This window comes from Nocardia sp. IFM 10818, from assembly GCF_054655275.1.
The window spans coordinates 729022-753739 of the sequence record NZ_BAAHJH010000001.1 but is presented as its reverse complement, the minus strand read 5'-3'; the positions used below and the strand labels follow the sequence as shown (position 1 = coordinate 753739).

The window sequence follows — 24718 nt, the reverse complement described above, 5'->3', positions numbered from 1 at the left end:
CGGATTCAATTCTTGGCCTCTTGCATGGGCAGTCCGATCGGCGCCGGAATGTGCTCCATGGTGAGGCGCTTGCTGAATACCCAGTAGGTCCAGCCCTGGTAGATGAGGACGATCGGGGTGACCACCACCGCGACCCAGCTCATGACCACCAGCGTGTAGTGCGTGGACGAGGCGCTCACGGTGCCGTCCCGTCCGTCGACGGTGAGGCTGAAGGCCGCGTCGATGGTGGAGGGCAGCACATTCGGGAACAGCGCGCCGAACAGCAGCGCGGTGGCCGAGGCGATGGTGAGCGCGGTGCCCGCGAACGACCAGCCGTCCCGGCCCTGGGTGGCCGCGAAGCCCGCCACCACGATGCCGATCACGGCCAGCGCCAAGGGAATCCAGGTCCAGCCCTTGCCGTAGGCGAGCTGGGTCCAGAGGCCGAAGGCCGCCACCACGATGGCGGTGGGCCCGAACAGCAGGCGGATGACCCGCTGGGCGTCGTCGCGCACCTCGTTGCCGGTCTTGAGCGCGATGAACATGGCGCCGTGCAGCAGGAACAGCAGCAGCATGGCGACGCCGCCGAGCAGCGCGTACGGATTGAGCAGATCGAACAGGTTGCCCTGGATCTGCCGCTTCTCGTCCAGCTGTACGCCGCGCACGATATTGGCGAAGGCCAGGCCCCAGGCGATGGCGGGAATCCAGGAGCCGAGGCCGATGCCGATATCGCACCAGCGCCGCCACTTCTCGTCATTGATCTTGCTGCGCCATTCGATGGCGCAGGCCCGTGCGATCAAGCCGACCAGGATGAGCAGCAGCGCCAGGTAGAACCCGGAGAACACGCTGGCGTACCACTCGGGGAAGGCGGCGAACATGGCGCCGCCCGCGGTCAGCAGCCACACCTCGTTGCCGTCCCATACGGGACCGATGGTGTTGAGCACCACGCGTTTCTTGACTTCGCTGCCCTTGCCGATGATCGGCATGAGCATGCCGACGCCGTAGTCGAAACCCTCGAGCACGAAGTACCCGGTGAAGAGAACGGCGATGAGTATGAACCAGAAAACTTGCAGAGTCATCCCCGTCTCCTCAGTAGGCGAAGGAAAGCTTCTCGACGGAATCCCCGGTCATCTTCGGGGTATCGGACTCGGTGGCGGCCGGTTCCGGCCCGGCGACCACATACCGCCGCATCAGGTAGAACCACCCGATGGCGAGCAGGCCGTACAGCAGCGTGAAGACGATGAGCGAGGTCAGGATGGTGCCCGCCGAGACCCCGGATACGCCCTGCTGCACCGTCATTCGAATGCTCTGGTCCCCGGTCGGATTGGGCGCCACCACCCAGGGCTGGCGGCCCATCTCGGTGAACACCCAGCCGGAGATATTGCCCAGGAACGGGGTGGCGATGGCCAGCAGCGACAGCCACGAGAACCACTTCTGATCCGGAACCCGGCCGCGGCGGGTGACCCAGAGGCCGACCAGGGCCAGCAGGATGGACCCGGCCATGAAGGTGATCATGGCGCGGAAGGACCAGTAGGTCACGAAGAGGTTGGGCCGGTAGTCGCCGACGCCGTACTTCTCGTTGTAGGAGACCTGCAGATCCTTGACGCCTTCCAGCGTCACCCCGGTGAACTCGCCCTTGGCCAGCCAGGGCAGCACATAGGGCACCTCGATGAGGTGATCCACGCTGTCGCAGTTGTTGTGCGTGCCGACGGTGAGGACGGAGAAGTCCGGATCGGTTTCGGTGTGGCACAGCGATTCCGCCGAGGCCATCTTCATGGGCTGCTGCTCGAACATGAGCTTGCCCTGCACATCGCCGGTGTAGATGAGGGCCACGCAGGCCACCAGGCTCACCCAGATGCCCACGCGGGCGGCGGGCCGCCACATGGTGCGGGCCTCCTCGATGGGCGCCTCGTCACCGTTCGCCTTGCCCTTGCGGGCATTGCGCACCATCCACCAGCCGGCGATGCCGGCGACGAAGGTGCCCGCGGTGAGGAAGGATCCGGCCACCACGTGCGGGAAGGCCGCGAGGGTGGTGTTGTTGGTGATCAGCTCCCAGATGCTGTGCAGCTCGGCGCGTCCCGTCTCCGGGTTGTACTTGGCGCCGACCGGGTGCTGCATGAACGAATTGGCGGCGATGATGAAGTACGCCGACGCGTTCACACCGATGGCGACCATCCAGATGGTGGCCAGGTGCAATTTCTTGGGCAGCCTGGTCCAGCCGAAGATCCACAGGCCCAGGAAGGTCGACTCCATGAAGAAGGCGACCAGCGCCTCCATCGCGAGGGGTGCGCCGAATACGTCGCCGACGAAGCGGGAGTATTCGCTCCAGCTCATGCCGAACTGGAATTCCTGCACGATGCCGGTGGCGACGCCGAGGGCGAAGTTGATCAGGAACAGCTTCCCGAAGAACTTGGTGAGCCGGTACCAGTGCTCCTTCCCGGTGATCACCCACGCGGTCTGCATCGCCGCGACGAGCGGGGCGAGGCCGATGGTGAGCGGCACCAGAATGAAGTGATAGACGGTGGTGATGCCGAACTGCCAGCGCGCTAGGTCTACGACGCTCATCCGATCTCCTGCCGATCTACGACATGACGTAGTACCGAAGACTACGCCGCTTGTCCTTCAGATCAACATGCGCCGCGCCACACCGTGCAGAAAGTTTGCTGAGATGTGACGAACACACCGCCAAGGACCCTGCCGAACAGGACCGAGGACAGGTATGGGTGCGGCGAAAGACCCTGGATCCGGACTACCAGTCGGTGATGTTGCCCGGTTGCGTGACGCCTCGGTTCACCAGCTCCGCGATCTCGGCGGCGTTGTCCGGGGCCGACATTCGCAATCCGTCCAGTGAGTTGACCCGCGCCGCCAGGGTGACGCTGGACAGCATCCACACGCTGTCGGCGGTGATCAGGTCGGCGATGAACAGCGGCTCGTACTTGCATTCCCAGCCGGCCTTCTCCGCCTCCGTGAACAGCACGCGCTGAGTGGTCCCGGGCAGCACGCCATTGCGGGCGGGCGGGGTGATCAACTGGTTGTCGCGGGCGATCACCACGGTCGAGCGCGGTCCCTCCAGGACGCGATGCTCGGTGCTGGTGAAGATCGCGTCGTCGGCGCCCATTCGCTGGGCGAACCGCAGCGCCGCCATATTCGTTGCGTAGGAGAGGGTTTTGGCCCCGAGCAGCAGCCAGGGCGCCTCCTGCGCCAGGTCGATGGAGATGCCCCGCGACAGGGTGATCACCGAAACGCCTTCGGTCCGGGCGGTTTTGACCCGCTCGGGGACCGGGAGCACCAGAACGTAACCGGTGGTGGCGGGTTCGGCGCCGGCCAGGTCGCCACTCTTGATAGCTGATTGTTTGCCAGTCGGGCCGTGCTCGCTGTCCCGCCCCCGGGTGAGCACCATGCGCAGCAAACCCTCGCGCTCGGCGCCCCACTCCTTGGCCGCCGTCTGCACCGCTGTGCGCCAGACCTCCAGGTCCGGCGCGGCCAATTCCAGCGCCTCCGCCGAGCGCCGTAGTCGTGCCAGATGCAATTCCAGCGCGCAGGCCGCACCGTCACGCACCAGCACGGTCTCGAAAATCCCGTCACCGCGCAGCACACCGATATCGTCCGAATACAGCAACGGCGCGTCCGGATCCCGGATCGCGCCGTCGAGTGTTACCAGAACCCGTTCCACCATGCGCCCGAGCCTAGGACAACCGGCCCGTCGGCACAGGATTACGGCGTCAGCAAACAATCAATCGGGCAATACAGATCACACCCCTGACACGCGGAAATCCCGCGCCGATGGCACCGCGGAAATTCACAGCACCTAGTGTGGAGGGGTGTCCTCCGAGGTTGCACCCAGTCCAATCCTTCAGTTTCCGGGGGCCGTCGCGGGATTGCCGGGCTCGCCCGACGCCGCGGTGGCGTGGCATTACGGAGATCCGCTCGGCGAGCAACGCGCGGCCGCACAGCGCGTGGCCGTGGTGGATCGCTCGCACCGTTTCGTCGGATCCATCACCGGCAAGGAACGCCTGACCTGGCTGCACACCATTACCAGCCAGCATGTCGCCCAGCTGCGCGACGGCCGGTCGGCGGAGAACCTGGACCTGGATCTCAACGGCCGCGTACAGCATCACTTCGTGCTCACCGAGCTGGACGGCACGGTGTGGTTCGACACCGAGGCCCAGCGCGGGCCCGAACTGCTGAGCTTCCTGCAGAAGATGGTCTTCTGGGCCGACGCCGAACCCGAGGCGGCGCCCGGCCATGCCGTGCTGAGCCTGCTGGGCCCGCGCACGGCCGATCTGCTCGGGGCCCTCGGCATCGCGGGCCTGCCCGAGATCTACGAGGCGGTCGCCCTGCCCGGCGGCGGCTTCATCCGCCGGATGCCTTGGCCCACCGCCGATTCCTTCGACCTGATCGTGCCGCGCGCACAGCTGGCCTCCTGGTGGACCCGGCTGCGCGAGGCGGGCGCCGAGGCCGCGGGCATGTGGGCCTTCGAGGCGCTGCGAGTGGCGGCGCTGCGCCCGCGCATCGGCATCGACACCGATGACCGCACCATCCCGCACGAGGCCAACTGGGTCGGCGGCGTCGAGGAGTTCGGCGCGGTGCACCTGAACAAGGGCTGCTATCGCGGCCAGGAGACGGTGGCGCGCGTGCACAATCTCGGCAAGCCGCCGCGGCATCTGGTGCTGCTGCACCTGGACGGTTCCGCCGACGCCCGCCCCGAGCCCGGCGATCCGGTCACCGCCGGCGGCCGGGCGGTCGGCGTGCTGGGCACCGTGGTCGACCACTACGAGTTCGGTCCGATCGCCCTGGCATTGATCAAGCGCACCATTCCCGTCGACGCCGCGCTCGAAGCGGGCCCCTGCGCGGCCGCCATCGACGCGGATTCCGTTCCCTCCCATGACGAGCCGCAGGCCGGCCGGCTCGCCGTCGAGAAGCTTCGCGGCCGATGAGTGACACCGGGCGGGTCCTGGCCGTCTGTGTGGTGCACGCCGAGCTCGAGGTGAACACTCGCGTCGGCCGCACCGCCATCGACAAACGGCCGGTGCCGCATCGGGTTCCGGTGCGCGCCCTCGGCCTCGACGGCGATCACGTGTGCGACACCAAGAATCACGGCGGCGTCCATCAGGCCGTCTACGCCTACGCCGACGAGGACGCGCGGACCTGGGGCGCGCGACTGGGCCGCGAGCTGCCGGCGGGCTGGTTCGGCGAAAACCTGCGCCTCAGCGGCCTTCCGGTGAGCGATGCCGTGATCGGCGCGCACTGGGCCATCGGCGACACCCTGCTGGAGGTCTCGGCCCCGCGGGTGCCGTGCGCGACCTTCCAGCAGTGGTCCGGCGAACCCCAGTGGGTCAAACGCTTCACCCTGCAGGCCGATACCGGCGCCTACTTCCGGGTGCTGACCGAGGGCGGCATCGGCGCCGGCGACGAGGTCCGCATCGTGCACACCCCCGCGCACGGCATCACCGTGCGTGATCTGTTCGTCGGCACGGATCCGGCCCGCCTGGACCTGCTGCTCGACGCCGAGCCCACCCTCTCCGACGATGTGCGCATGCAGATCGAGCGCCATCGCCGGCGGCACGCGAGCGTCCGCGCATGAGCACCGGATCCCCGTCGAGCGCAGAAGGGAACTCCAGCATGAGCACGGATCTGGTCGAGGTGGTGCGCTCCGGATTCCGCGAGTGCGTGCACCGGGGCTCGGCGGTGATCCTGCGCCCCGACGGCGAGCCGCTGGTCGAGCTCGGCGCCGTGCACGGCCCCATCTTCCCGCGCTCCACCAATAAGCCCATGCAGGCATTGACGCTGCTGCGCAATGGTTTCGAACCGGCCGACGACGCCGAGCTGGCCATTGCCACCGCCTCGCATTTCGGCGAGCCCGATCACGTCGAGCTGGTGCGGCGGCTGCTGGATCGCTTCGGTTTCACCGAGGACGATCTGGAGTGCCCGCCGGATCTGCCCTTCGACGAGCAGGCCCGCGCCCGGGTGCTGGCCGGCCACGACCGCGGTAAAGCCTTGCGCCGCATCTACATGAACTGCTCCGGCAAGCATGCGGCAATGCTGGCCACCTGCCGGATCAACGACTGGCCCACCCGCGGTTACCTCGATGCCGGGCATCCGCTGCAGCTGGCGGTGCTGGAGACCATCGCCGACGTCACCGGCGAACCGGAGACCGATCTGGGCATCGACGGCTGCGGCCTGCCGATCGTGCCGGTGTCGCTGGTGAACCTGGCGCGCGCCTACGCCACCCTGGCAACCGCCGCCGCGGGCACCCCGGAACGGCGGGTCGCGGATGCGATTCGTGCCCATCCCCGAGTGATTTCCGGCACGGACGGCCCGGATCTGCGCGTGATGACGGCAACCCCCGGGCTGGTCTGCAAGATCGGCGCGGACGGTGTGCACGCGGGCGCGCTGCCGGACGGCTCGGCCTTCGCCTACAAGATCGACGACGGCGCCGATCGCGCTCGCCTCCCACTCACGCTGGCCATTCTGCAGCGTATGGGCATCGAGTGGACCGACGAGCACGCCGAGCTGGCCGCACCCGCGGTGCTCGGCGGCGGCGCCCGGGTCGGCATCATCCGAGCGATCCCGGGGGTGCTGTAAACCCCCTGCTCGGCGCCGCACGCCCCCGGCCGGTCCGGCCGCGGGGCGGCACTTCGATGGTTTCTCCCCCACTCCTGGAAGCGCGACCGCCGGACACACGCTAAAGTGTCTGTCAGGAAGAGTATTAATTCGAACGGGGCCGCCAAACCACCCCAGGCCGCCCCGCAGTGACGCGAGGGGGTCAGCCATGGGCCGTGGCCGGGCTAAGGCAAAGCAGACCAAGGTTGCACGCGAGCTGAAGTACAGCTCGGCGCCAACCGACTTCGCGAGCCTTCAGCGCGAGCTGTCGGGGGGACCTTCATCCCCCGACTCGCAGCGGAGTGGAGTTCTGTCCGACGAGCACGACGCCAATGATGTGCCGTCGAGCTGGGACGAGGACGACTACGACGACTGGCGCCGCTGACTCGGATTATCGACGTGTTAAGGGGGAGGCCGCGACTGGCCTCCCCCTTAACACGTCGATATACACCGAGCACCGCACAGTCTGAAGGCCGCTGAATGACACCAGCGTCCCGCCCGCAACGGGCCGGACGCTGGTGGGTTTTTCGCTATCCGCGACATGACATTCCCGACATTCGGGTCGACATACGGAACGGCCCCGGCGCCCGAAGGCGCCGGGGCCGAACCACATTCGGCTCAGAAGCGCGGATGGTCTCCGACCAGCACGACGCGGGCGGCGTCGGCGTCCTTGGCCTTCTTGACCGTGCCGAGGGTCCAGCAGTCGATGTGACGGGCGGTGAGGACCGCGAGCGCGCGATCGGCGTCCTCGGGGGCGACCACGGCGACCATGCCGACGCCCATATTGAAGGTCTTCTCCATCTCGGCGCGCTCGACGCGGCCGCGCTGGGCGATGAGCTTGAAGACCGGCGCCGGATTCCAGGTGCCGCGGTCGAGTTCGGCGACCATGCCGGCCGGCAGCACGCGGGCCAGGTTCTGGGCCAGGCCGCCGCCGGTGACGTGGGAGAAGGTCCGCACATCGGTTTCGGCGACCAGGGCCAGGCAGTCCTTGGCGTAGATGCGGGTCGGCTCGAGCAGCTCCTCGCCCAGGGTGCGGCCGAATTCCTCGACGTGACCCGACAGGGACATGCGGTCGATGTCCAGCAGGACCTTGCGGGCCAGGCTGTAGCCATTGGAGTGCAGGCCCGAGGAGCCCATGGCGATGACGACGTCGCCGGGGCGGACGCGGTCGGGGCCGAGCACGGCATCGGCTTCCACGACGCCCACGCCGGTGGCGGAGATGTCGTAGTCGTCCAGGCCCATCAGGCCCGGGTGCTCGGCGGTCTCGCCGCCGAGCAGGGCGCAGCCGGCCTGGACGCAGCCCTCGGCAATGCCGGCGACGATCTGGGCGACCCGCTCGGGGACGACCTTGCCGACGGCGATGTAGTCCTGCAGGAACAGCGGTTCGGCGCCGCAGACCACCAGATCGTCGACGACCATGGCGACCAGGTCGAGGCCGACCGTGTCGTGCTTGTCCATGGCCTGCGCGACGGCGATCTTGGTGCCGACGCCGTCGGTGGAGGCGGCGAGCAGCGGCTCCTTGTATCCGCCCTTCAGCGCGAACAATCCGGCGAAGCCGCCCAGTCCACCCTGCACCTCGGGCCGGCTGGCCTTCTTGGCCAGTGGCGCGAACAGCTCGACTGCCCGGTCGCCGGCCTCGATATCCACACCGGCAGCCGCGTACGAGGCACCGGCGCCACTGGGTGTCTGTTCAGTCATTGTCGGGGAGAACTCCAAGCCGAATCGTCCGGATAGATGCCTGCTCACGCTACCTGAGCCGAATAACGAGCCTGCACCCGTATAGCTGTCAATACCTGTTAACGGGAGCCGACCGGCGCCAGTGATTCGGCCCGCCGACGCCGCTGTTCGACCGGGTCGGGGACGGGCACGGCGGCCACCAGGCGACGCGTGTACTCCTGCACCGGGTGCCGCAGGATGGCGTCCCGATCGCCCTGTTCGACCACCGCGCCATTGCGCATCACCAGGATCCGATCGGCGAGTTGATCGACAACCGCCAGGTCATGGGTGATGAACACACAGGCCCAGCCGCATTCGCGCTGGAGGTCGGCGAAGAGGTCGAGGACCTTCGCCTGGACCGAGACATCGAGGGCGCTGGTCGGTTCGTCGGCCAGCAGCAGGTCCGGTCCGAGCACCAGCGCCCGCGCCAGGCTCGCGCGCTGCCGCTGACCGCCGGACAATTCGTGCGGGTAGCGGCCTTCGGTTCCGGCCGGCAGCTGGACGTCGTCGAGGATGTGGCGGACCCGGGCGCGAAACGCCTCGCCCTTGGCCTCCTTGTGCACCACCAGCGGCTCGGCCACGCATTCGCCGATGGTGAGGCGCGGGTTGAGCGAGGTGGCCGGATCCTGGAAGACGAAGCCGAAGCGGCGGCGGATGGGCCGCAGCTTGCGCTCGGAGAGTCCGCCGATATCGGTGCCGAGGACCTTGACGGTGCCGGAGGTGGGTCGCTGCAGGGCGGCGATGCACCGGCCGATGGTGGACTTACCGGAGCCGGATTCGCCCACCACGCCGAGGGTTTCGCCGCGGGCGATGGTGAAGCTCACATCGTCGACGGCCCGGAAGGCCGGGCGGCCGAGCAGACCCGGGAATTCGACGGTCAGGTTCGAGACCTCGAGCACGGTGTCGGCCGGTTCGGAGACGACCTCGACCTTGGCCGCGGCGGAACGGGATTCGGCCGTTTCACCGGTGACCGTGCCCAGACGCGGCACCGCGGCCAGCAGCGCCTTGGTGTACTCGTGGCTCGGTTCGGCGAAAAGCTTGTCCACGGGCGCGGTTTCGACGACCTCGCCATTGCGCATGACGACCACGCGATCGGCGAGGTCGGCGACCACGCCCATATTGTGGGTGATCAGCACGATGGCGCTGCCGATGCGATCGCGCAGATCCCGCAGCAGTTCCAGGATTTCGGCCTGCACCGTCACGTCCAGGGCCGTGGTCGGCTCGTCGGCGACGATCACCTTGGGCTCGCACGCGATGGCGATGGCGATGACCACGCGCTGCTTCTGCCCACCCGAGAGCTGATGCGGATAGAAGTCGACGCGCTGCTCGGGATCGGGCAGCCCGACCATGCGCAGCAGTTCGATGGCCCGGGCCCGCGCCGCCTTCTTGTCCATCTCGGAGTGCGCGCGCAGCGCCTCGGCGATCTGGAAGCCGACGGTGAACAACGGGTCCAGGGCGGAACCGGGTTCCTGGAACACCATGGAGATGGCCCCGCCGCGCAGCGCGGTCAGTTCCTTCTCGCTCATGGACGTGATGCGCTGGGTCCCGAGGCTGACCGTGCCGCTGACCCGCGCGGTCTGCGGCAGCAGGCCGAGCGCGGTGCGGGAGCTCACCGATTTGCCGGAGCCGGATTCGCCGACGATGGCGAGCACCTCGCCCGGGAACACCTCGTAGGAGACGTCCCGCACGGCGCGCACGGCTCCGGCGTCGGTGGCGAAGGTGACCGACAGGGATTCGATGGACAGGGCCGGTTCAGTCATCGGTGCCCTCCGAGGTTGTTTTCGCATCGGCGCGGCGGGTGCGCAGCAGGGGGTTGAGCGCCTCGTTGAGGCTTTCGCCGACCAGCGTCATGCCGAGCACGATGGCCACGATGGCCAGGCCCGGGAAGATCGAGGTCCACCAGACGCCGTTGCCGATATCGCCGAGCGCCTTGTTGAGGTCGTAACCCCATTCGGCGGCCTGGGTGGGCTCGATGCCGAAGCCGAGGAAGCCGAGGCCCGCCAGGGTCAGGATGGCCTCCGCGCCATTGAGGGTGATGAGCACCGGCAGCGACTGGGTCACATTGGCGAGGATGTGGCGGAACAGGATTCGCGTGGTGGAGGCGCCGGTGACGCGCGCGGCGTCCACGTATGGCTCCTGTTTCACCGCGACCGTCGCATTGCGCACCACCCGGAAGTACTGCGGTACGAAGATCACCGTGATGGCGATGGCCGCCGACATCATGCCGCCGAAACTGCTGGACTGCCCGCCCGCGACCACGATGGAGACCACGATGGCCAGCAGCAGCGAGGGGAAGGCGTACATGGCGTCCATGAACAGCACCAGAATCCGGTCCAGCCAGCGCCCGACATAGCCGGACACCAATCCCAGCGGCACGCCGACGATCAGCGAGAGCACCAGGGAGATGGCGATGACCAGCAGCGCGGTGCGCGCGCCGAAGACCACGCGGGAGAACACGTCCTCACCGCGCACGGAGGTGCCGAACCAGTGCTCGGCCGAGGGCGCCTGCTGGCGCACGAAATCCACGCCGTCGGCGGAGATCTGGGCGAACCCGTACGGGGCGATGAGCGGTGCGAAGACCGCGATGAGCACGAACAGGCCGACGAGGCCGAGACCGAACAGCAGGGTGGCCCGCTGCAGGCCGGAGGTCAGGCCGATCAGGTTGGCGCCGGGCAGCTTTCGCCACGACAGCGGCGACTTCCCGGGCGTGCCGGGCAGTTTCGCCGCCGGGGCGGCCGGTGCGCCGGGGGCCGGCGCGGGGGCCGGTGCGGTGGTGGTCATCAGAACCTCACCCTCGGGTCGATCATGGCCACGACGAGGTCGATCACGAAGCTCATGACCGCCACGACGAGCGCGATGAACGCGACGATGCCCTGCACCGCCATGAAGTCACGGGCCTGCAGGTACTGCGCGAGCTGGTAGCCGAGCCCCTTCCATTCGAAGGTGGTCTCGGTGAGCACCGCGCCGCCCAGCATGGTGGCGATGTACATGCCCATGACGGTGACGACGGGGATGAGCGAATTGCGGAAGGCGTGCCGCCCCACCACGACTCGCTGGGACAGCCCGCGCGCCCGGGCGGCGTCGACGTATCCGGCGCGCAGGGTCTGCAGCAGGTTGACGCGCACCAGGCGCAGGAACACGCCCGCGGTGAGCAGGCCCAGCGCCACGGCGGGCAGCACGGCGTGCTGCAGCACGTCCACCAGATAGCCGGGATCGCCGTAGAGGATGGCGTCCACGATCATGATGTTGGTCTTGGGCGAGACATTGTTCAGTGCCAGTTCGACATTGGTGCTGGCGCGCCCGGCGACCGGTAGCCAGCCCAGCTGCACCGCGAACACCAGCTTCAGCAGCATGCCGACGAAGAACACCGGCGCCGCGTAGGCCAGGATGGCGAACAGCCGCATCCCCACGTCGGGAGCCGTATCCCGGTGCGTGGCGGCGAATCTGCCCAGCGGGATGCCGATGGCGAAGGCCACCAGCAGCGCCCAGAACACCAATTCGAGGGTGGCCGCGCCATAGGTGGCGATGATCTCGCCGACGGCCCGGTTGTCCTGGGTGCGGCCGAAATCGCCGCGCAGCAGCCCGGTCAGGTAGTCCAGGTACTGGGTGAGGATGGGCCGGTTCAGCCCGGCCGCCTCCTTGCGCGCCTCGATCTGGTCGGCGGGCAGCCGCCCGCCCATGGCGGCGGTGATGGGATCACCGACCACCCGCATGAGGAAGAAGACGATGGTGACGAGAATCCAGGTGGTGGGCACGATGAGCAGGGCCCTGATTCCCAGATAGCGCAGCAGCACGCTGTGGCGAGATCCGCTGCCGCGCGGCGACTTCCGTCGCCCGGCCGATGTTTCCGGCTTGCTTGCGGGCACGTCGGTGCCCGAGCGGGCCGGGGTGTCCGGCCCGCTCGACATCGTGGTCGTCATATCACCTGCTCAACATGCCGTAGCGCAGCTTGGAGGCCATATCGAGGGTCTCGTCGACGCCCTGGACGTTCTTGCCCGCCACCGCGATCTGCTTACCGGTCAGCAGCGGCAGGATCGGGATGTGGTTCTGCGCCAACTCGGTCTGCGCCTGGGCCAGCAGCGCCTTGCGCTTGGCCGGATCCGCCTCGGTCAGCTGCGCGGTGAGCAGCGCGGTGATCTTGGGATCCTCGAAGTGCGACTGCAGCATGTTGTTCGGGGCGAAGAACGGGGTCAGGTAGTTGTCGGCGTCCGGGAAGTCCGGGAACCAGCCGAACTGGAACACCGGGTAGGCGTCCCGGGCGCGTTCCTTCTGGTAGGTGACCCATTCGGTGGCCTGCAGGTTCACCTGGAACAGCCCGGTGCCCTCGAGCTGGCTCTTGATGGCGGCGTACTCCTCGGAGGAGGAGGTGCCGTAGTGGTCCGGGTTGTACTGCAGGTTCACCTGGACCGGCACGGTCAGCCCGGCGTCGCGCAGGTACTTGGCGGCCGCGTCCTTGTTCGGCTTCTCGCCGTAGATCTCCTTGTAGGGCTCGGTGGCGCCCGGGAAGACCTGCGGCACCGACGAATACGCCGGGGTGTAGAGGTTCTTGTAGATGCCGGTGGCGAGCGCGGCGCGGTCGATGGAGGAGGCCAGGGCCTTGCGCACGGCCAGCTTCTGGGCCGGATCGTTGCCGGGCATGGTGTTCAGGTTGAAGACCATGTAGCGCAGTTCGCCGCCCGGGCCCTCGTGCACGGCGAGCTTGTCGTTGCCGCGCAGGGAGTCGATATCGGTGGGGGTCAGCGAGCGGTAGGCGACATCGATGGCGCCGTTCTGCACGTCCAGCTTGAGGTTGTCGCTGGAGGCGTAGTATTTGACCGACACGATGTCGGACTTGGGCTTGTCCTGCAGGCCGTTGTAGCCCGGGTTGGCCTTGTACTCGACGAGCTTGTTCTTCTCGTAGCTGCCGATGGTGTACACGCCGGAGAACGGGTTGGCCTTGACCACGTCCTCGTCGGAGAGGGTCTTGTCGGCCGGGAAGCTCTTCTCGTCGACGATGTAGCCCGCATTGGCCGACAGTCCGCCCGAGGCGAAGGTCTGGTCGTTGGGGACCTTGAGGGTGAAGGCGACGGTGCGCTCGTCCACCACGTCGGTCTTGTCCAGGTTGCCCAGCAGCGAGGCGGGACCATTGGGGTCGTTGATCTTCAACATGCGGTCGAAGGAGAACTTGACGCTGTTGGCGGTCAACGGGTTCCCGTTGGCGAACTTCAGGCCGGGGCGCAGCGTGCAGGTGAACACGGTGGGCGCGGTGAACTCGCACTTCTCCGCGGCGTCCGGCTGCGGGGTGCTGCCGCCGGCGGGGAAGTCGAGCAGGGTCTGGAAGACCTGGGCCTGGACCTGCTTGGAACCGTTGTCGTAGCTGGCGGCGGGGTCCAGGGCGAAGATCTTGTCGGTGGTGCCGAGGACGATCCCCGCGCCGGCGCCGGCGTCTCCGGTGCGGCCCGCGCCACAGCCGGCGAGGGCGGCGACAGCGAGGGTGGCGATACCGGCCGCGGCGATCTTCGTGGTCCGGCTCGTCGTTGAACTCATGGATAACCCAACTCTCGAACAAGCGCCGGACGGGCGGCAGGGTTCACCTTCCGGCCCGTCCGGCGACTAGCTATCTTTGCGCGAAGTTAACCAGATGAAGTGTTTCCTCTGTGTTTCAAACGATCATTTAGTCATAATTCTCAGCAATGCTTGCGAAAGGGCGCAGTAATGCTCTAGATTCCGCCGATCGCCGTACAGCCTGCGCTTTTCAAGAGGTGAAGCCTATCCAATTGGTAGTAACCGCGTATTAACAAAGGCTGCGCCCGGTTTTCCGGGCGCAGCCTCGTGTCGAATGCGCTGAATCAGGCCGAGCGGTCTTGTGCAAACAACGCCGCCGACTCCGCGCGCCGCCGCCGCTGTTCCACCGGATCCGGCACCGGCACCGCCGCCACCAACCGCCGGGTGTACTCCTGTGCCGGGTGCCGCAGGATCTCGTCGCGGGTGCCCTGCTCCACCACCGCGCCCCGGCACAGCACCGCGATGCGATCGGCGAGCTGATCCACCACGGCCAGATCGTGACTGATGAACAGGCAGGCCCAGCCGCATTCGCGTTGCAGCTGCGCGAAGAGCTCCAGCACCCTGGCCTGCACCGAGACGTCCAGGGCGCTGGTCGGCTCGTCGGCGATGAGCAGATCGGGATTGAGCACCAGCGCCCGCGCCAGGCTCACCCGCTGCCGCTGCCCGCCGGACAGTTCGTGCGGGTACCGTTTGGCGGTATCAGCGGGCAGCTGAACGTCGTCGAGCATCTGCTGGACCCGGTCGCGGACCGCCGTGCCATTGGCGGCGCGGTGCACGATCAGCGGTTCGGCGACGCAATCGCCCACGGTCAGACGCGGATTCAGCGAGGTCGCCGGATCCTGGAAGACGAAGCCCAGCCGCTGCCGGATGGGCCGCAGCTTCTTCTCGCTCAGCCGCGCGATATCGGTGCCGAGCACCCGCACGGATCCGCTTGTCGCCCGCTGCAATCCGGCCGCGCAGCGTCCGATGGTGGACTTGCCGGACCCGGATTCGCCGACCAGGCCCAGGGTTTCGCCCCGGGCGATGGACAGCGTCACGTCGTCGACCGCCCGGAAGGACGCCCGGCCGAGCCCGCCGGGGAACTCCACCACCAGATTCGCGACGTCCAGCACCGGCGTACCGGCCGAGACGGCCAGTTCCGGTGCGGGGGTCGCGAGTTCGATGGGAGAGCTTTTCACCAGCACGGAGGCGACCGCCGCCGGTCCGCCCGCGGCGGGTTCCGCCGCGGCGTCGCCGGACCCCTCCGCGGCGACCGTGTCCCGGATGCGCGAGGCGCCCAGGTGCGGGACCGCCGCGAGCAGCGCCTTGGTGTACTCGTGCTGCGGATCGGCGAAAAGCTGTTCCACGGGCGCGGTTTCGACCACCTTGCCCTCGCGCATGACCACCACCCGATCGGCGAGGTCGGCGACCACGCCCATATTGTGGGTGATGAGCACGATGGCGCTGCCCAGCCGATCCTTGAGATCCCGGAGCAGTTCCAGGATCTCGGCCTGCACCGTGACGTCCAGGGCGGTGGTCGGCTCGTCGGCGATGATCACCTTGGGCTCGCACGCGATGGCGATGGCGATCATGACGCGCTGCTTCTGCCCGCCCGAGAGCTGATGCGGGTAGTAGTCCACCCGGTGCTCGGGATCGGGCAGCCCGACCATGCGCAGCAGTTCGACGGCGCGCGCCCGGGCCGCCTTGCGATTCATATCGCTGTGCGCGCGCAGGGCTTCCATGATCTGGAACCCGACGGTGTAGAGCGCGTCCAGCGCGCTGCCGGGCTCCTGGAACACCATGGAGACCGCCCCGCCGCGCAGCGCGGTCAGCTCCTTCTCGGTCATGGCGGTGATCTTGTCGCTGCCGAGGGTGACGGTGCCGCGCACGCTCGCGGTGCCCGGCAGCAGGCCCATGGCGGTGCGCGAGCTCACCGACTTCCCGGAGCCGGATTCTCCGACCACGGCCAGCACCTCGCCCGGGAACACCTCGTAGGACACCTTGCTGACCGCGTAGACGGGCCCGGCGTCGGTGGCGAAGGTGACCGACAGGGATTCGACAGACAGTGCGGGACGGGCCTTTTCGAGCGCCGTGCGGGTCTTGTCAGTCATCGTCGCCCTCCGATCCCGCGCCGTCCTCGCCATTGCCGCCATTGCCGTTGTGCACACTGCGGCGCGAGCGCAGCAGTGGATTGAGCACCTCGTTGAGGCCCTCGCCGACCAGGGTCATGCCGAGCACCGCGGTCACGATGGCGATGCCCGGGAAGACGCCGGTCCACCAGATCCCATTGCCCACATCGCCGAGCGCCTTGTTGAGGTCGTAACCCCATTCGGCGGCCTGGGTGGGCTCGATGCCGAAGCCGAGGAAGCCGAGGCCCGCCAGGGTCAGGATCGCCTCCGCGCCATTGAGCGTGATGATCACCGGCAGCGACTGCGTGACATTGGCGAAGATGTGCCGCACCAGGATTCGCGCCGTGGACGCCCCGCTCACCCGGGCGGCGTCCACATACGGTTCGTGCTTGATGGCGACCGTCGCATTGCGCACCACCCGGAAGTACTGCGGTACGAAGATCACCGTGATCGCCACGGCCGCGGAGAACACACCGCCGAAGGCGCTGGATTCACCGCCCGCCACCACGATCGACACCACGATGGCCAGCAGCAGCGACGGGAACGCGTACATGGCGTCCATGACCAGCACCAGCACCTTGTCCAGGCGACGGCCGATGTACCCGGAGATCAGTCCCAGCGGTACGCCCACGAACAGCGACAGCACCAGCGACAGCGCGATCACCATGAGCGCGGTGCGCGCGCCGTAGATCACCCGGGACAGCACGTCCTCACTGCGCACCGAGGTGCCCAGCAGATGATCCCCGAACGGTTCGGCGTGCTGCGGGAATTCGACGCCGTCCACCGCCCGCTGCGCGAGCCCGTAGGGCGCCAGCAGCGGCGCGAACACGGCGACGAACGCGAACAGGCCGACGATGACGAGCCCGAGGACCAGGGTGGCCCGCTGCAGGCCCGAGGTCATGGTGATGACGCGCAGGCCCGGTATGCCGCGCCGCTTCGGAACGGCGGGCAGCACAACGGGTTCGGTGACCACTTCCGGTGCGACCATCAGAACCTCACCCTCGGGTCGATCATGGCGACGATGACGTCGACCACGAAACTCATCACCGCGACCACCAGCGCGATGAACACGACGATGCCCTGCACCGCCATGAAGTCGCGCTGGGTCAGGTACACGGCCAGCTGATTGCCCAGGCCCTTCCATTCGAAGGTGCGCTCGGTGAGCACCGCGCCGCCCAGCATGGTGGCGATGTACAGGCCCATCACGGTCACCACCGGAATGAGCGCGTTGCGGAAGGCGTGTCGCCCGATGACCACCCGCCGGGACAGCCCGCGCGCCCGGGCCGCGTCCACGTAATCGCTGCGCAGGGTCTGGATCAGATTGATCCGCACCAGCCGCAGGAACACGCCCGCGGTGAGCAGGCCGAGCGAAACCGCCGGCAGCACAGCGTGTTCGAGAACATCGATCAGGTACTCGGTGTCCCCGTACAGGATCGCGTCGATAACCAGGATATTGGTCTTCGGCGAGACGTGCTGCAGCGCCAGTTCGACATTGGTGCTGGCCCGCCCGTTGGCCGGCAGCCAGCCCAGGTTCACCGCGAAGATGAGCTTGAGCAGCAGGCCGACGAAGAACACCGGCGCGGCGTAGGCCAGCGTGCCGAACAGCCGCAGCCCCACATCGACGGGCCGATCGCGGTGCGTGGCCGCGTACCGGCCCAGCGGGACGCCGACGGCGAAGGCCACCAGCAGCGCCCAGAACACCAATTCCAGGGTGGCCGCGCCATAGGTGACGATGACGTCGCTGACCGGCCGCTTGTCCTGGGTGTAGCCGAAATCGCCGCGCACCAGATCGGTGATGTACTCCCAATACTGCACGTGCAGTGGGCGATTCAGCCCGGCCGCCTCCTTGCGGGCCTCGATCTGATCGGCGGGGAGCCGGCCGCCCAGGGCGGCGCTGATCGGATCGCCGACCACGCGCATGAGCACGAAGACGGTGGTCACCAGGATCCAGGTGGTGACCGGGATGAGAGCCAGCCGCACCGCCAGGTAGCGCAACAGCGCACCGTAGCGGGAATCGGCGCCCGGAATCTTGATTCGCCTGAGGGGCAGTTTGACTCGAGACGAGCGGGCCGGGGCCTCCGGCCCGCTCTTCAGCGACGCGGTCACTTGCTCAGGACGCCGTACCGGAACTTGAACGACGCGTCCAGGGTGCTGCCGACACCCTGGACCTCCGGCTTGGACACCGCGATGGACTTGCCGGACAGCAGCGGCAGCATCGAGATGTGGTTGGCCGCCAGATCACGCTGCACCTGCGCGAGCAGGGTGGCCCGCTTGGCCGGATCGGCCTCGACGGTCTCGGCGGTCAGCTGGGCGGTGATGGCCGGATCCTCGAAGTGGTTCTCCAGGAAGTTGTTCGGCGCGAAGAACGGGGTCAGGTAGTTGTCCGGATCCGGGAAGTCCGGGAACCAGCCCAGCTGGTACAGCGGGTAGGTGTCCTGCACCCGCTCGTCCTGGTAGGTCACCCATTCGGTGGACTGCAGGTTGACCTTGAACAGTCCGCTGGCCTCCAGCTGCGACTTGATGGCCGCGTACTCCTCGGAGCTGGAGCCGCCGTAGTGATCCGGGTTGTACTGCAGGTTCAGCGTGACGGGGGTGGTCACGCCGGCGTCGGCGAGGAACTTGGCGGCCGCGTCCTTGTTCGGCTTGGCGCCGTAGATCTCCTTGTAGGGCTCGGTCGCGCCGGTGACGCCCTGCGGGACAGAGGAATACGCGGGCTGATAGGTGCCCTTGTAGACGTTCTGGCTCAGCGCGTCGCGGTCGACGGTGGAGGCGATCGCCTTGCGCACGGCCAGTTTCTGGGCCGGATCGTTGCCGGGCATGGTGTTCAGGTTGAACACGATGTAGCGCAGCTCGCCGCCGGGCCCGTCGTGCACCTTCACATTGGAGTCGTTGCGCAGCGCCGCGATATCGGTCGGCGAGAGCGAGCGGTAGGCGACGTCGATATCGCCGTTCTGGATGTCGAGCTTCATATTCTCCGGCGACTCATAGTATTTCGCGGAGACGGTCTCGGTCTTGGGTGCGCCGAGCAGGCCGTTGTAGTCCTTGTTGGCCTTGTACTCGACCAGCTTGTTCTTGTCGTAGCTGGTGATGTCGAACGGGCCGGAGAACGGGTGGGCCTTCACCACTTCCTCGTCCGGGAGCACCCGGTCCTTGGGGAAGGACTTCTCGTCGACCAGCACCCCGGCCTGGGTGGGCAGCACCGACGGGAAGGTCTGGTCATTGGCGACCTTCAGCGTGAAGTTGACCGTCAGCTCGTCGACCACCTCGGTCTTGTCGAGGTTGTTCAGCAGCACCGCCGGGCCGTTCGGGTCGTTGATCCCGAGCATCCGGTCGAAGGAGAACTTGACGCTGTTGGCGGTCAACGGGTTCCCGTTGACGAACTTCAGACCCGATTTCAGCTTGCACTGGTACACGGTCGGCGTGGTGAACTCGCACTTCTCGGCCGCATCCGGCTTCGGCTTGGTGTCGCCCGGGCCGAAGTTCAGCAGATACTGGTAGACCTGGGTTTCCACGGCCAGCGAACCATTGTCGTAGGCGGCGGCGGGATCCAGCGCGAAGATCCGGTCGGTGGTGCCGATGACGAGTCCCGCACCTCCCCCGCCATCCCCCGTCCGCCCCGAACCACAGCCGGCTAGCGCCAGCGTCATCAATCCGACTACACCTACTGCTGCAACGCTTCTTGCTCGCATGCCTGTCCTGCTCTCGAAACGTGGTGCGGGAGTCCGGATCACGGACAGTCGAGCACCACGATGGACTTCGTCTGGCTGGGCACAGTATCGGCGCGTCGTTGCTTATATGTTGCGTTTACGAACAAACTGACAGATTTTTTGTCGCGGTCGCGACAGGGTCGTTGGCGCAACTGCGCCGGGGCTCCGCCCTGAATCTCGAACTGAAAAAATTTGGGGGCCAGGCCCCCAAACCCCCGAAAACCCCCGGAAGACCGGGCGCCGCCCGTAAAACAGCCATGCCCGCCCGCGGTATCCGCGGGCGGGCATGAGATCGAGAGTCCGGCTACGGACGGCTCAGGGCGTCCACATTGGCATTGTCGGCCAGCAGCTCCGACTCGCTCGTTCCGCTGAGCATGCCCTCGAGCAGGTTCTTGCCGATGGCCGCCTCGGTCGGCAGGGCGATCGGGTACTCGCCGTCGAAGCAGGCGCAGCACAGCCGCGAGCGCGGCTGCTCGGTGGCGGCGATCATGCCCTCGAGGGAGATGTAGCCGAGGCTGTCGGCGCCGATGGAACGCCGCACGCCCTCGACCATCTCGTCCAGGCTGGTGCCCTCGATGCCGTCGGGGCCCGCACCATTGGCGATCAACTCCGCGCGCGAGGCGAAGTCGATGCCATAGAAGCAAGGCCACTTGACCGGTGGGGAGGCGATCCGCACGTGGATCTCCAACGCGCCCGCCTCGCGCAGCATCCGGATCAGGGCGCGCTGGGTATTGCCGCGCACGATGGAGTCGTCCACCACGATGAGCCGCTTGCCGCGAATGACCTCGCGCAGCGGATTGAGCTTGAGCCGGATGCCGAGCTGGCGAATGGTCTGGCTGGGCTGGATGAAGGTGCGGCCCACGTAGGCGTTCTTCATCAGGCCCTGGCCGTAGGGCACGCCGGAGCCCTGCGCGTAGCCGACCGCGGCCGGGGTGCCGGATTCCGGCACCGGGATGACCAGATCGGCGTCGATGGGATGCTCGTCGGCCAAGCGGCGGCCGATGTCCACCCGGGTGGCGTGCACGGAGCGACCGGAGATGGTGGAGTCCGGCCGGGCCAGATACACGTACTCGAAGACGCAGCCCTTGGGCGTCGGATTGGCGAAACGCGAGGAGCGCACCCCGTCCGCGTCGATCGCCAGCAGTTCGCCGGGCTCGATCTCACGCACGAAGGAGGCGCCCACGATATCGAGTGCCGCGGTTTCGCTGGCGACCACCCAGCCACGATCCAACCGGCCCAGGCACAGCGGGCGCACACCGTGCGGATCCCGCGCGGCATACAGCGTGTGCTCGTCCATGAAGGTCAGGCAGAACGCGCCGCGCAGCGTCGGCAGCAGCTCCATGGCGGCCTGCTCGATGCTCTTGTCGGCGGCCGCGTGCGCCAGCAGCGCGGTCATCACGTCGGAGTCGGAGGTGGCGGCCATGTTCCCGGCCAGCCGGCCGCTGATCAGGCCGAGTTCGCGTGCGCGGGCGCTCAATTCGGCGGTATTGACCAGATTTCCGTTGTGCCCCAGGGCCAGTCCGGTGCCGACCGCGGTGGTGCGGAAGATCGGCTGGGCGTTCTCCCAGGTGGTGGAGCCGGTGGTGGAGTAGCGGCAATGGCCCACGGCCACATGGCCGGGCATGGCCGCCAGGGTCTGCTCGTCGAAGACCTGGCTCACCAGGCCGAGATCCTTGAAGACCAGGACCTGCGAGCCGTCGGCGACGGCGATGCCGGCCGCCTCCTGCCCACGATGCTGTAGTGCGTAGAGGCCGTAGTACGTGAGCTTGGCCACATCCTCACCCGGCGCCCAGACTCCGAAGACGCCGCACTCTTCGCGCGGTTCGTTCTCGACCTGATCGGGGGTGGTGGCGGCGGGGGGCAGGGTCACCGTTTGCTCCCTGTTAGGCGGGCGGGGGGCACCGGTCATTCTACGGGTAATCCGCGCGCAACCCACCGCTGGGTTGACCCCGGTGGCGGGAGGTTTGCTGTTAGCTTTCGAGAGTGACGGACACCGAGACCGCGGACGGCGCCGGGCGCCGCCATCTGACCCCGATCAAGTGGGCCTTCCCGATTGTCGTCGTCACGCTGCTGGCCTCGCTGCTCGGCGTGATGTACCTCGACTACGTCGTCGATCCGGAGAAGAACCTGCACAACTTCCCGATCGCGCTGGTCAATCAGGATGTCGGCGACGATATCGGCGCGCCGGGGCAGACCAAGCACGTCAACTTCGGCGATCAGGTCCAGGAGGGCCTCGAGAAGGCGGTGCCGTCGGACAAAATCGATCTGCGCGTGCTCGGCATCAACGAGGCGCAGCTGCAGATGCAGCAGGCACAGGTCTACGGGACCATCATCATTCCGAGCGACTTCTCCAAGCGGCTCGGGATTCTCGGTGTGGGCAGCGTGATTCCGGGGGACATCTCGCAGCCGGTGCTGACCTTGCAGACCAATCCGCGCACCGGCGCGTTCGCCACCGCCATCGTGCAGAAGTTCGGTGCGGAGGCGCTGTCGCAGGTGCAGACGCAGGTCGGGCAGCAGCTCACCGAGACGGTCAAGGCGCAGCTGACGCCGCCGGACGGCGGGCCCGCGCCCGAGCTCACCGGCGCCACGCGGATCGCGCTGGAGAAGCCGCTCAATATCGTGATCGAGCAATACCGGCCGCTGCCGGGCGGTTCCGGCGAGGGGTTGACCGCGTTCTTCTACAGCCTGCTGTTGCTGCTGATCGGCATGGTCGGCGCCATGATCATTCATCAGCTGATCGATTCCGCGCTGGGCTTCCTGCCGACCGAATGGGGGCCCTGGTATCTGCATTTCCCGCGCGCGCCGGTCTCGCGGGTGACCACGCTGCTGATCAAATGGTCGGCGATCGCGGTCATGGCGTGCCTGGTGTCGGGGGCGCTCATGGGGATCGGCAAGTGGCTCGGGATGCCGATCGACAAGCCGCTGCTGCTGTTCCTCTACGGCGCGTTCGTGATCATCGCGGTCGGGTTCACCTGCTCGTCGATCCTGGCCGCCGTCGGGACTGCGGGTCTGATCATCAACCTGATCATCTTCATCATCCTGGGCCTGCCGTCCTCCGGCGGCACGGTGCCGATCGAGGCGACGCCGAAGTACTTCGGGTGGCTGGCCAAATTCGAGCCGATGCACCAGGTGTTCCTGGGGACCCGCGCCATTCTGTACTTCAATGGCAGCGGTATCGCGGGGCTGAGCCGCGGGTTCTGGATGGCGGCGCTGGGTCTGGCGATCGGCGTTGTGTTCGGTCTCGGGATCACCCGCTTCTATGACCGGAAGGGCTTGGAGCGCAAGCCGGTCAACGCCAATCCCGCGTCATAGCTGCGCGACGGGTAGCCAGCGCGCCACCTCGGGCGCGCGGCTGCCGGAGGCGGTCAGTGCGCCGGATTCCAGCGCGGCCTCGAAGGTCAGCAGGCCGGTGGCGAGCAACAGCCAGGTGCGTGGATCGGTTTCGACGACATTTGGCGGGGTGCCACGGGTGTGGCGCGGGCCCTCGATGCATTGCACCGCTACGAAGGGAGGGACCCGCAGTTCTACGGACGAACCTGGTGCGTCTGCGGCGAGGGTGCGTGCTGTGGTGCGGACGGCGGCGGCTAGTTCTGGGCGGGTGGGGGGTGGGGCTGTTTCGTCATGCAGCCAGTTGGTCACTGCTGCCAGGGCTGCTTTCAACTGCTCTGGGGTCACTGCTGCTCGTGCCACAGCGTGAGGTTACCGGGGTCGGCCGACGCGTTGCGCTCGGCTGTCGAGAGGGAAGACGGGCAATCCGACCAGAAACGCTCGTGGCTGTGTTTAATTTGCCTCCGCTTCGCTCCGGCGGGGTTCGGGGCCTGGAGGTCTCGATTTTTCCCTCCCTCCGCGCACGCCGGAGCTCCTCCGCTTCGCTCCCCCGCTCCGACGCACGCTCCACTCAGTCCAAAATCGAGACGGCCCCGAACCCACACAGCGAGTGCACCAACTGTCATCCCTACCGTTCATTGACAGTTCGCCTGCGGCGGACAAACACACAAGCACACAAGCTGGGGACCCGACGGGCTGGTGACCCGGACCGGCCGACAACCGGACCGGCTGGCAACCGCACCGGCTGGCAACCGCACCGGCTGCTGACCGGACGGTGGCTGGTGGCTCGACGGGCTCCTGATCACACCGGCTCACGACCACACCCGTTGGCGAGTGGGCGGGGCGTACTTGGGAGCGCTGGTTGACGGCTCCGGACCCACACCGTGAGCGGACCAACTGATATCTCTGTCGTTATTGACAGTTCGCCTGCGGCGGACAGGATCGGATAGGGCAACCTGGTCATGGCATTTGGGGTTCGCCTTCGGCGGACCGGCTCGGATTGGGGCGGGCGGGGGGTGTGATTTTCGGTTTCAGGATGTTGAGCTGTTGGGGCGCAGGGCTGCTCGGCGCTGGCGGCGGAGTTCGGCGAGGCGTTCGGCTTTGCGGGTGATTCGCTTCTCGTGGCGGCGGGCTGATCGGGGGGCCAGGGCGCCGCCGCAGTTCACGGCGAAATGGAGCAGGGCGGGGGCCGTGACGCTGCCGGTGCGGTCCTGCAAAAAGTCCAGCAGGAGGCCGCCGAGACCGGTGAGGAGCACTGTCCCGGGTATGGGATCGCCTGCGGCGCGGGCGGGTTGGATGTGGGACAGGCCGAAGATCGCTGCGCCGAGCCACCTTCCAGGGCGTCCGTGCGCCTCCGTGAGGAGGGGGGTGAGGGTGGCGCGGTAGACCATTTCCTCGGTGTAGACGGTGCCGAGGGGGATGTGTATCGCCACCCATTCGGGCGTCGGCACCTCCGGTCCGCGATCGGCCAGTTCGGCCAGGTGGCGGCGGGTGGACGGAATGAGCAGGGCCACACCGTAACCGGCGGTGACGACCGCGGCTGCCGCCAGGCCGACCCGCAGGCCGCGGGCCGAGCGCCAGTTCGGGTTGCCGTGGAAGGCGAGGGCGTAGGCGGTGCCGAAGGCGGCGTTCGCGGCGGTGCGGCCGCGGAGGTTCAGGCGCATGGCGGGGAGGAGGTGGTTGTTCCATGCCAGCGGGAGAGCCATGGCCGCAAGGGTTTCCAGGCGGGTGCGCACG

Annotated in this window: 20 protein-coding genes; 5 read left to right on the top strand and 15 right to left on the bottom strand. The window is 67.6% G+C overall.

The genetic code is table 11. From position 1 onward, the window contains the following. Positions 1-5: 5 nt before the first annotated feature. The 3 genes from cydB to ACYQ5L_RS03630 form a co-directional block, all read right to left on the bottom strand. Positions 6-1055, bottom strand: a complete 1050-nt coding sequence (gene cydB / locus ACYQ5L_RS03640; RefSeq protein ID WP_459955468.1) for a cytochrome d ubiquinol oxidase subunit II — start codon at positions 1053-1055, stop codon at positions 6-8. Between the two features lie 10 nt (positions 1056-1065). After that, entirely contained in the window at positions 1066-2541 is a 1476-nt protein-coding gene (locus ACYQ5L_RS03635; RefSeq protein ID WP_459955466.1) for a cytochrome ubiquinol oxidase subunit I, read from the bottom strand. 184 nt (positions 2542-2725) lie between these two features. Next, complete coding sequence (locus tag ACYQ5L_RS03630; protein WP_459955465.1) at positions 2726-3652, bottom strand: aminodeoxychorismate lyase; 927 nt, start codon at positions 3650-3652, stop codon at positions 2726-2728. 145 nt (positions 3653-3797) lie between these two features. On the opposite strand from ACYQ5L_RS03630, the gene ygfZ reads away from it, so the two are divergent. The 4 genes from ygfZ (at position 3798) to ACYQ5L_RS03610 (ending at position 6964) form a co-directional block, all read left to right on the top strand. Next, a complete protein-coding gene (gene ygfZ / locus ACYQ5L_RS03625) occupies positions 3798-4913 on the top strand; it encodes a CAF17-like 4Fe-4S cluster assembly/insertion protein YgfZ (RefSeq protein WP_459955463.1) in 1116 nt (371 codons plus the stop codon). After that, on the top strand, positions 4910-5560 hold the full coding sequence (locus tag ACYQ5L_RS03620) for an MOSC domain-containing protein (protein ID WP_459955462.1): 651 nt from the start codon (positions 4910-4912) through the stop codon (positions 5558-5560). The genes ygfZ and ACYQ5L_RS03620 overlap by 4 nt, the downstream gene beginning before the upstream one ends. A gap of 38 nt (positions 5561-5598) precedes the next feature. After that, on the top strand, positions 5599-6561 hold the full coding sequence (locus ACYQ5L_RS03615) for an asparaginase (protein WP_459955461.1): 963 nt from the start codon (positions 5599-5601) through the stop codon (positions 6559-6561). A gap of 187 nt (positions 6562-6748) precedes the next feature. Beyond that, positions 6749-6964 carry a DUF3073 domain-containing protein gene (locus ACYQ5L_RS03610; RefSeq protein ID WP_459955460.1) on the top strand — a complete coding sequence of 72 codons (216 nt, stop codon included), beginning with the start codon at positions 6749-6751 and terminating at the stop codon, positions 6962-6964. Between the two features lie 233 nt (positions 6965-7197). Here ACYQ5L_RS03610 and purM read toward each other — a convergent pair whose 3' ends face one another. The 10 genes from purM to purF form a co-directional block, all read right to left on the bottom strand. Continuing rightward, positions 7198-8277, bottom strand: coding sequence for a phosphoribosylformylglycinamidine cyclo-ligase (gene purM / locus ACYQ5L_RS03605; RefSeq protein ID WP_459955459.1), 1080 nt, complete (start codon positions 8275-8277; stop codon positions 7198-7200). Between the two features lie 98 nt (positions 8278-8375). Continuing rightward, positions 8376-10055 (bottom strand): ABC transporter ATP-binding protein, encoded by a 1680-nt coding sequence (locus ACYQ5L_RS03600; protein ID WP_459955458.1) that lies wholly within the window; start codon positions 10053-10055, stop codon positions 8376-8378. After that, positions 10048-11076, bottom strand: a complete 1029-nt coding sequence (locus tag ACYQ5L_RS03595; protein ID WP_459955457.1) for an ABC transporter permease — start codon at positions 11074-11076, stop codon at positions 10048-10050. The genes ACYQ5L_RS03600 and ACYQ5L_RS03595 overlap by 8 nt, the downstream gene beginning before the upstream one ends. Beyond that, on the bottom strand, positions 11076-12215 hold the full coding sequence (locus tag ACYQ5L_RS03590) for an ABC transporter permease (protein WP_459955456.1): 1140 nt from the start codon (positions 12213-12215) through the stop codon (positions 11076-11078). Before ACYQ5L_RS03590 ends, ACYQ5L_RS03595 begins: the two co-directional genes overlap by 1 nt. Position 12216: 1 nt before the next feature. Continuing rightward, complete coding sequence (locus ACYQ5L_RS03585; protein ID WP_459955455.1) at positions 12217-13821, bottom strand: ABC transporter substrate-binding protein; 1605 nt, start codon at positions 13819-13821, stop codon at positions 12217-12219. A 302-nt stretch (positions 13822-14123) separates the two neighbouring features. Next, on the bottom strand, positions 14124-15929 hold the full coding sequence (locus tag ACYQ5L_RS03580; RefSeq protein ID WP_459955454.1) for an ABC transporter ATP-binding protein: 1806 nt from the start codon (positions 15927-15929) through the stop codon (positions 14124-14126). Then, positions 15922-16935: an ABC transporter permease gene (locus ACYQ5L_RS03575; RefSeq protein WP_459955452.1), complete on the bottom strand. Its 1014-nt coding sequence runs from the start codon at positions 16933-16935 to the stop codon at positions 15922-15924. Before ACYQ5L_RS03575 ends, ACYQ5L_RS03580 begins: the two co-directional genes overlap by 8 nt. Continuing rightward, complete coding sequence (locus ACYQ5L_RS03570) at positions 16935-17945, bottom strand: ABC transporter permease (protein WP_459963315.1); 1011 nt, start codon at positions 17943-17945, stop codon at positions 16935-16937. Before ACYQ5L_RS03570 ends, ACYQ5L_RS03575 begins: the two co-directional genes overlap by 1 nt. 104 nt (positions 17946-18049) lie before the next feature. After that, positions 18050-19594 carry an ABC transporter substrate-binding protein gene (locus tag ACYQ5L_RS03565; RefSeq protein WP_459955450.1) on the bottom strand — a complete coding sequence of 515 codons (1545 nt, stop codon included), beginning with the start codon at positions 19592-19594 and terminating at the stop codon, positions 18050-18052. A 364-nt stretch (positions 19595-19958) separates the two neighbouring features. After that, the gene (purF, locus tag ACYQ5L_RS03560) at positions 19959-21524 is read right to left on the bottom strand and encodes an amidophosphoribosyltransferase (protein WP_459955448.1); all 1566 of its coding nucleotides are present in this window, start codon (positions 21522-21524) and stop codon (positions 19959-19961) included. Between the two features lie 113 nt (positions 21525-21637). Between purF and ACYQ5L_RS03555 the strand changes: the two genes are divergently transcribed. After that, complete coding sequence (locus ACYQ5L_RS03555; protein WP_459955447.1) at positions 21638-22966, top strand: YhgE/Pip domain-containing protein; 1329 nt, start codon at positions 21638-21640, stop codon at positions 22964-22966. Here the strand turns inward: ACYQ5L_RS03555 and ACYQ5L_RS03550 are convergent. After that, on the bottom strand, positions 22961-23344 hold the full coding sequence (locus ACYQ5L_RS03550) for a sterol carrier family protein (protein ID WP_459955444.1): 384 nt from the start codon (positions 23342-23344) through the stop codon (positions 22961-22963). The two genes, ACYQ5L_RS03555 and ACYQ5L_RS03550, sit on opposite strands and share 6 nt — an antisense overlap. A gap of 668 nt (positions 23345-24012) precedes the next feature. Continuing rightward, positions 24013-24717, bottom strand: coding sequence for a CPBP family glutamic-type intramembrane protease (locus ACYQ5L_RS03545; protein ID WP_459955442.1), 705 nt, complete (start codon positions 24715-24717; stop codon positions 24013-24015). Position 24718: the final 1 nt, after the last annotated feature.

Coding starts and splice junctions, on each gene's coding strand:
- ACYQ5L_RS03620 (WP_459955462.1), top strand. CDS start 4,910: ATGAGTGACACCGGGCGGGTCCTGGCCGTCTGTGTGGTGCACGCCGAG.
- ACYQ5L_RS03635 (WP_459955466.1), bottom strand. CDS start 2,541: ATGAGCGTCGTAGACCTAGCGCGCTGGCAGTTCGGCATCACCACCGTC.
- ACYQ5L_RS03585 (WP_459955455.1), bottom strand. CDS start 13,821: ATGAGTTCAACGACGAGCCGGACCACGAAGATCGCCGCGGCCGGTATC.
- ACYQ5L_RS03575 (WP_459955452.1), bottom strand. CDS start 16,935: ATGGTCGCACCGGAAGTGGTCACCGAACCCGTTGTGCTGCCCGCCGTT.
- ACYQ5L_RS03595 (WP_459955457.1), bottom strand. CDS start 11,076: ATGACCACCACCGCACCGGCCCCCGCGCCGGCCCCCGGCGCACCGGCC.
- ACYQ5L_RS03590 (WP_459955456.1), bottom strand. CDS start 12,215: ATGACGACCACGATGTCGAGCGGGCCGGACACCCCGGCCCGCTCGGGC.
- ACYQ5L_RS03565 (WP_459955450.1), bottom strand. CDS start 19,594: ATGACGCTGGCGCTAGCCGGCTGTGGTTCGGGGCGGACGGGGGATGGC.
- ACYQ5L_RS03630 (WP_459955465.1), bottom strand. CDS start 3,652: ATGGTGGAACGGGTTCTGGTAACACTCGACGGCGCGATCCGGGATCCG.
- ACYQ5L_RS03615 (WP_459955461.1), top strand. CDS start 5,599: ATGAGCACGGATCTGGTCGAGGTGGTGCGCTCCGGATTCCGCGAGTGC.
- cydB (WP_459955468.1), bottom strand. CDS start 1,055: ATGACTCTGCAAGTTTTCTGGTTCATACTCATCGCCGTTCTCTTCACC.
- purM (WP_459955459.1), bottom strand. CDS start 8,277: ATGACTGAACAGACACCCAGTGGCGCCGGTGCCTCGTACGCGGCTGCC.
- ACYQ5L_RS03580 (WP_459955454.1), bottom strand. CDS start 15,929: ATGACTGACAAGACCCGCACGGCGCTCGAAAAGGCCCGTCCCGCACTG.
- ACYQ5L_RS03610 (WP_459955460.1), top strand. CDS start 6,749: ATGGGCCGTGGCCGGGCTAAGGCAAAGCAGACCAAGGTTGCACGCGAG.
- ACYQ5L_RS03600 (WP_459955458.1), bottom strand. CDS start 10,055: ATGACTGAACCGGCCCTGTCCATCGAATCCCTGTCGGTCACCTTCGCC.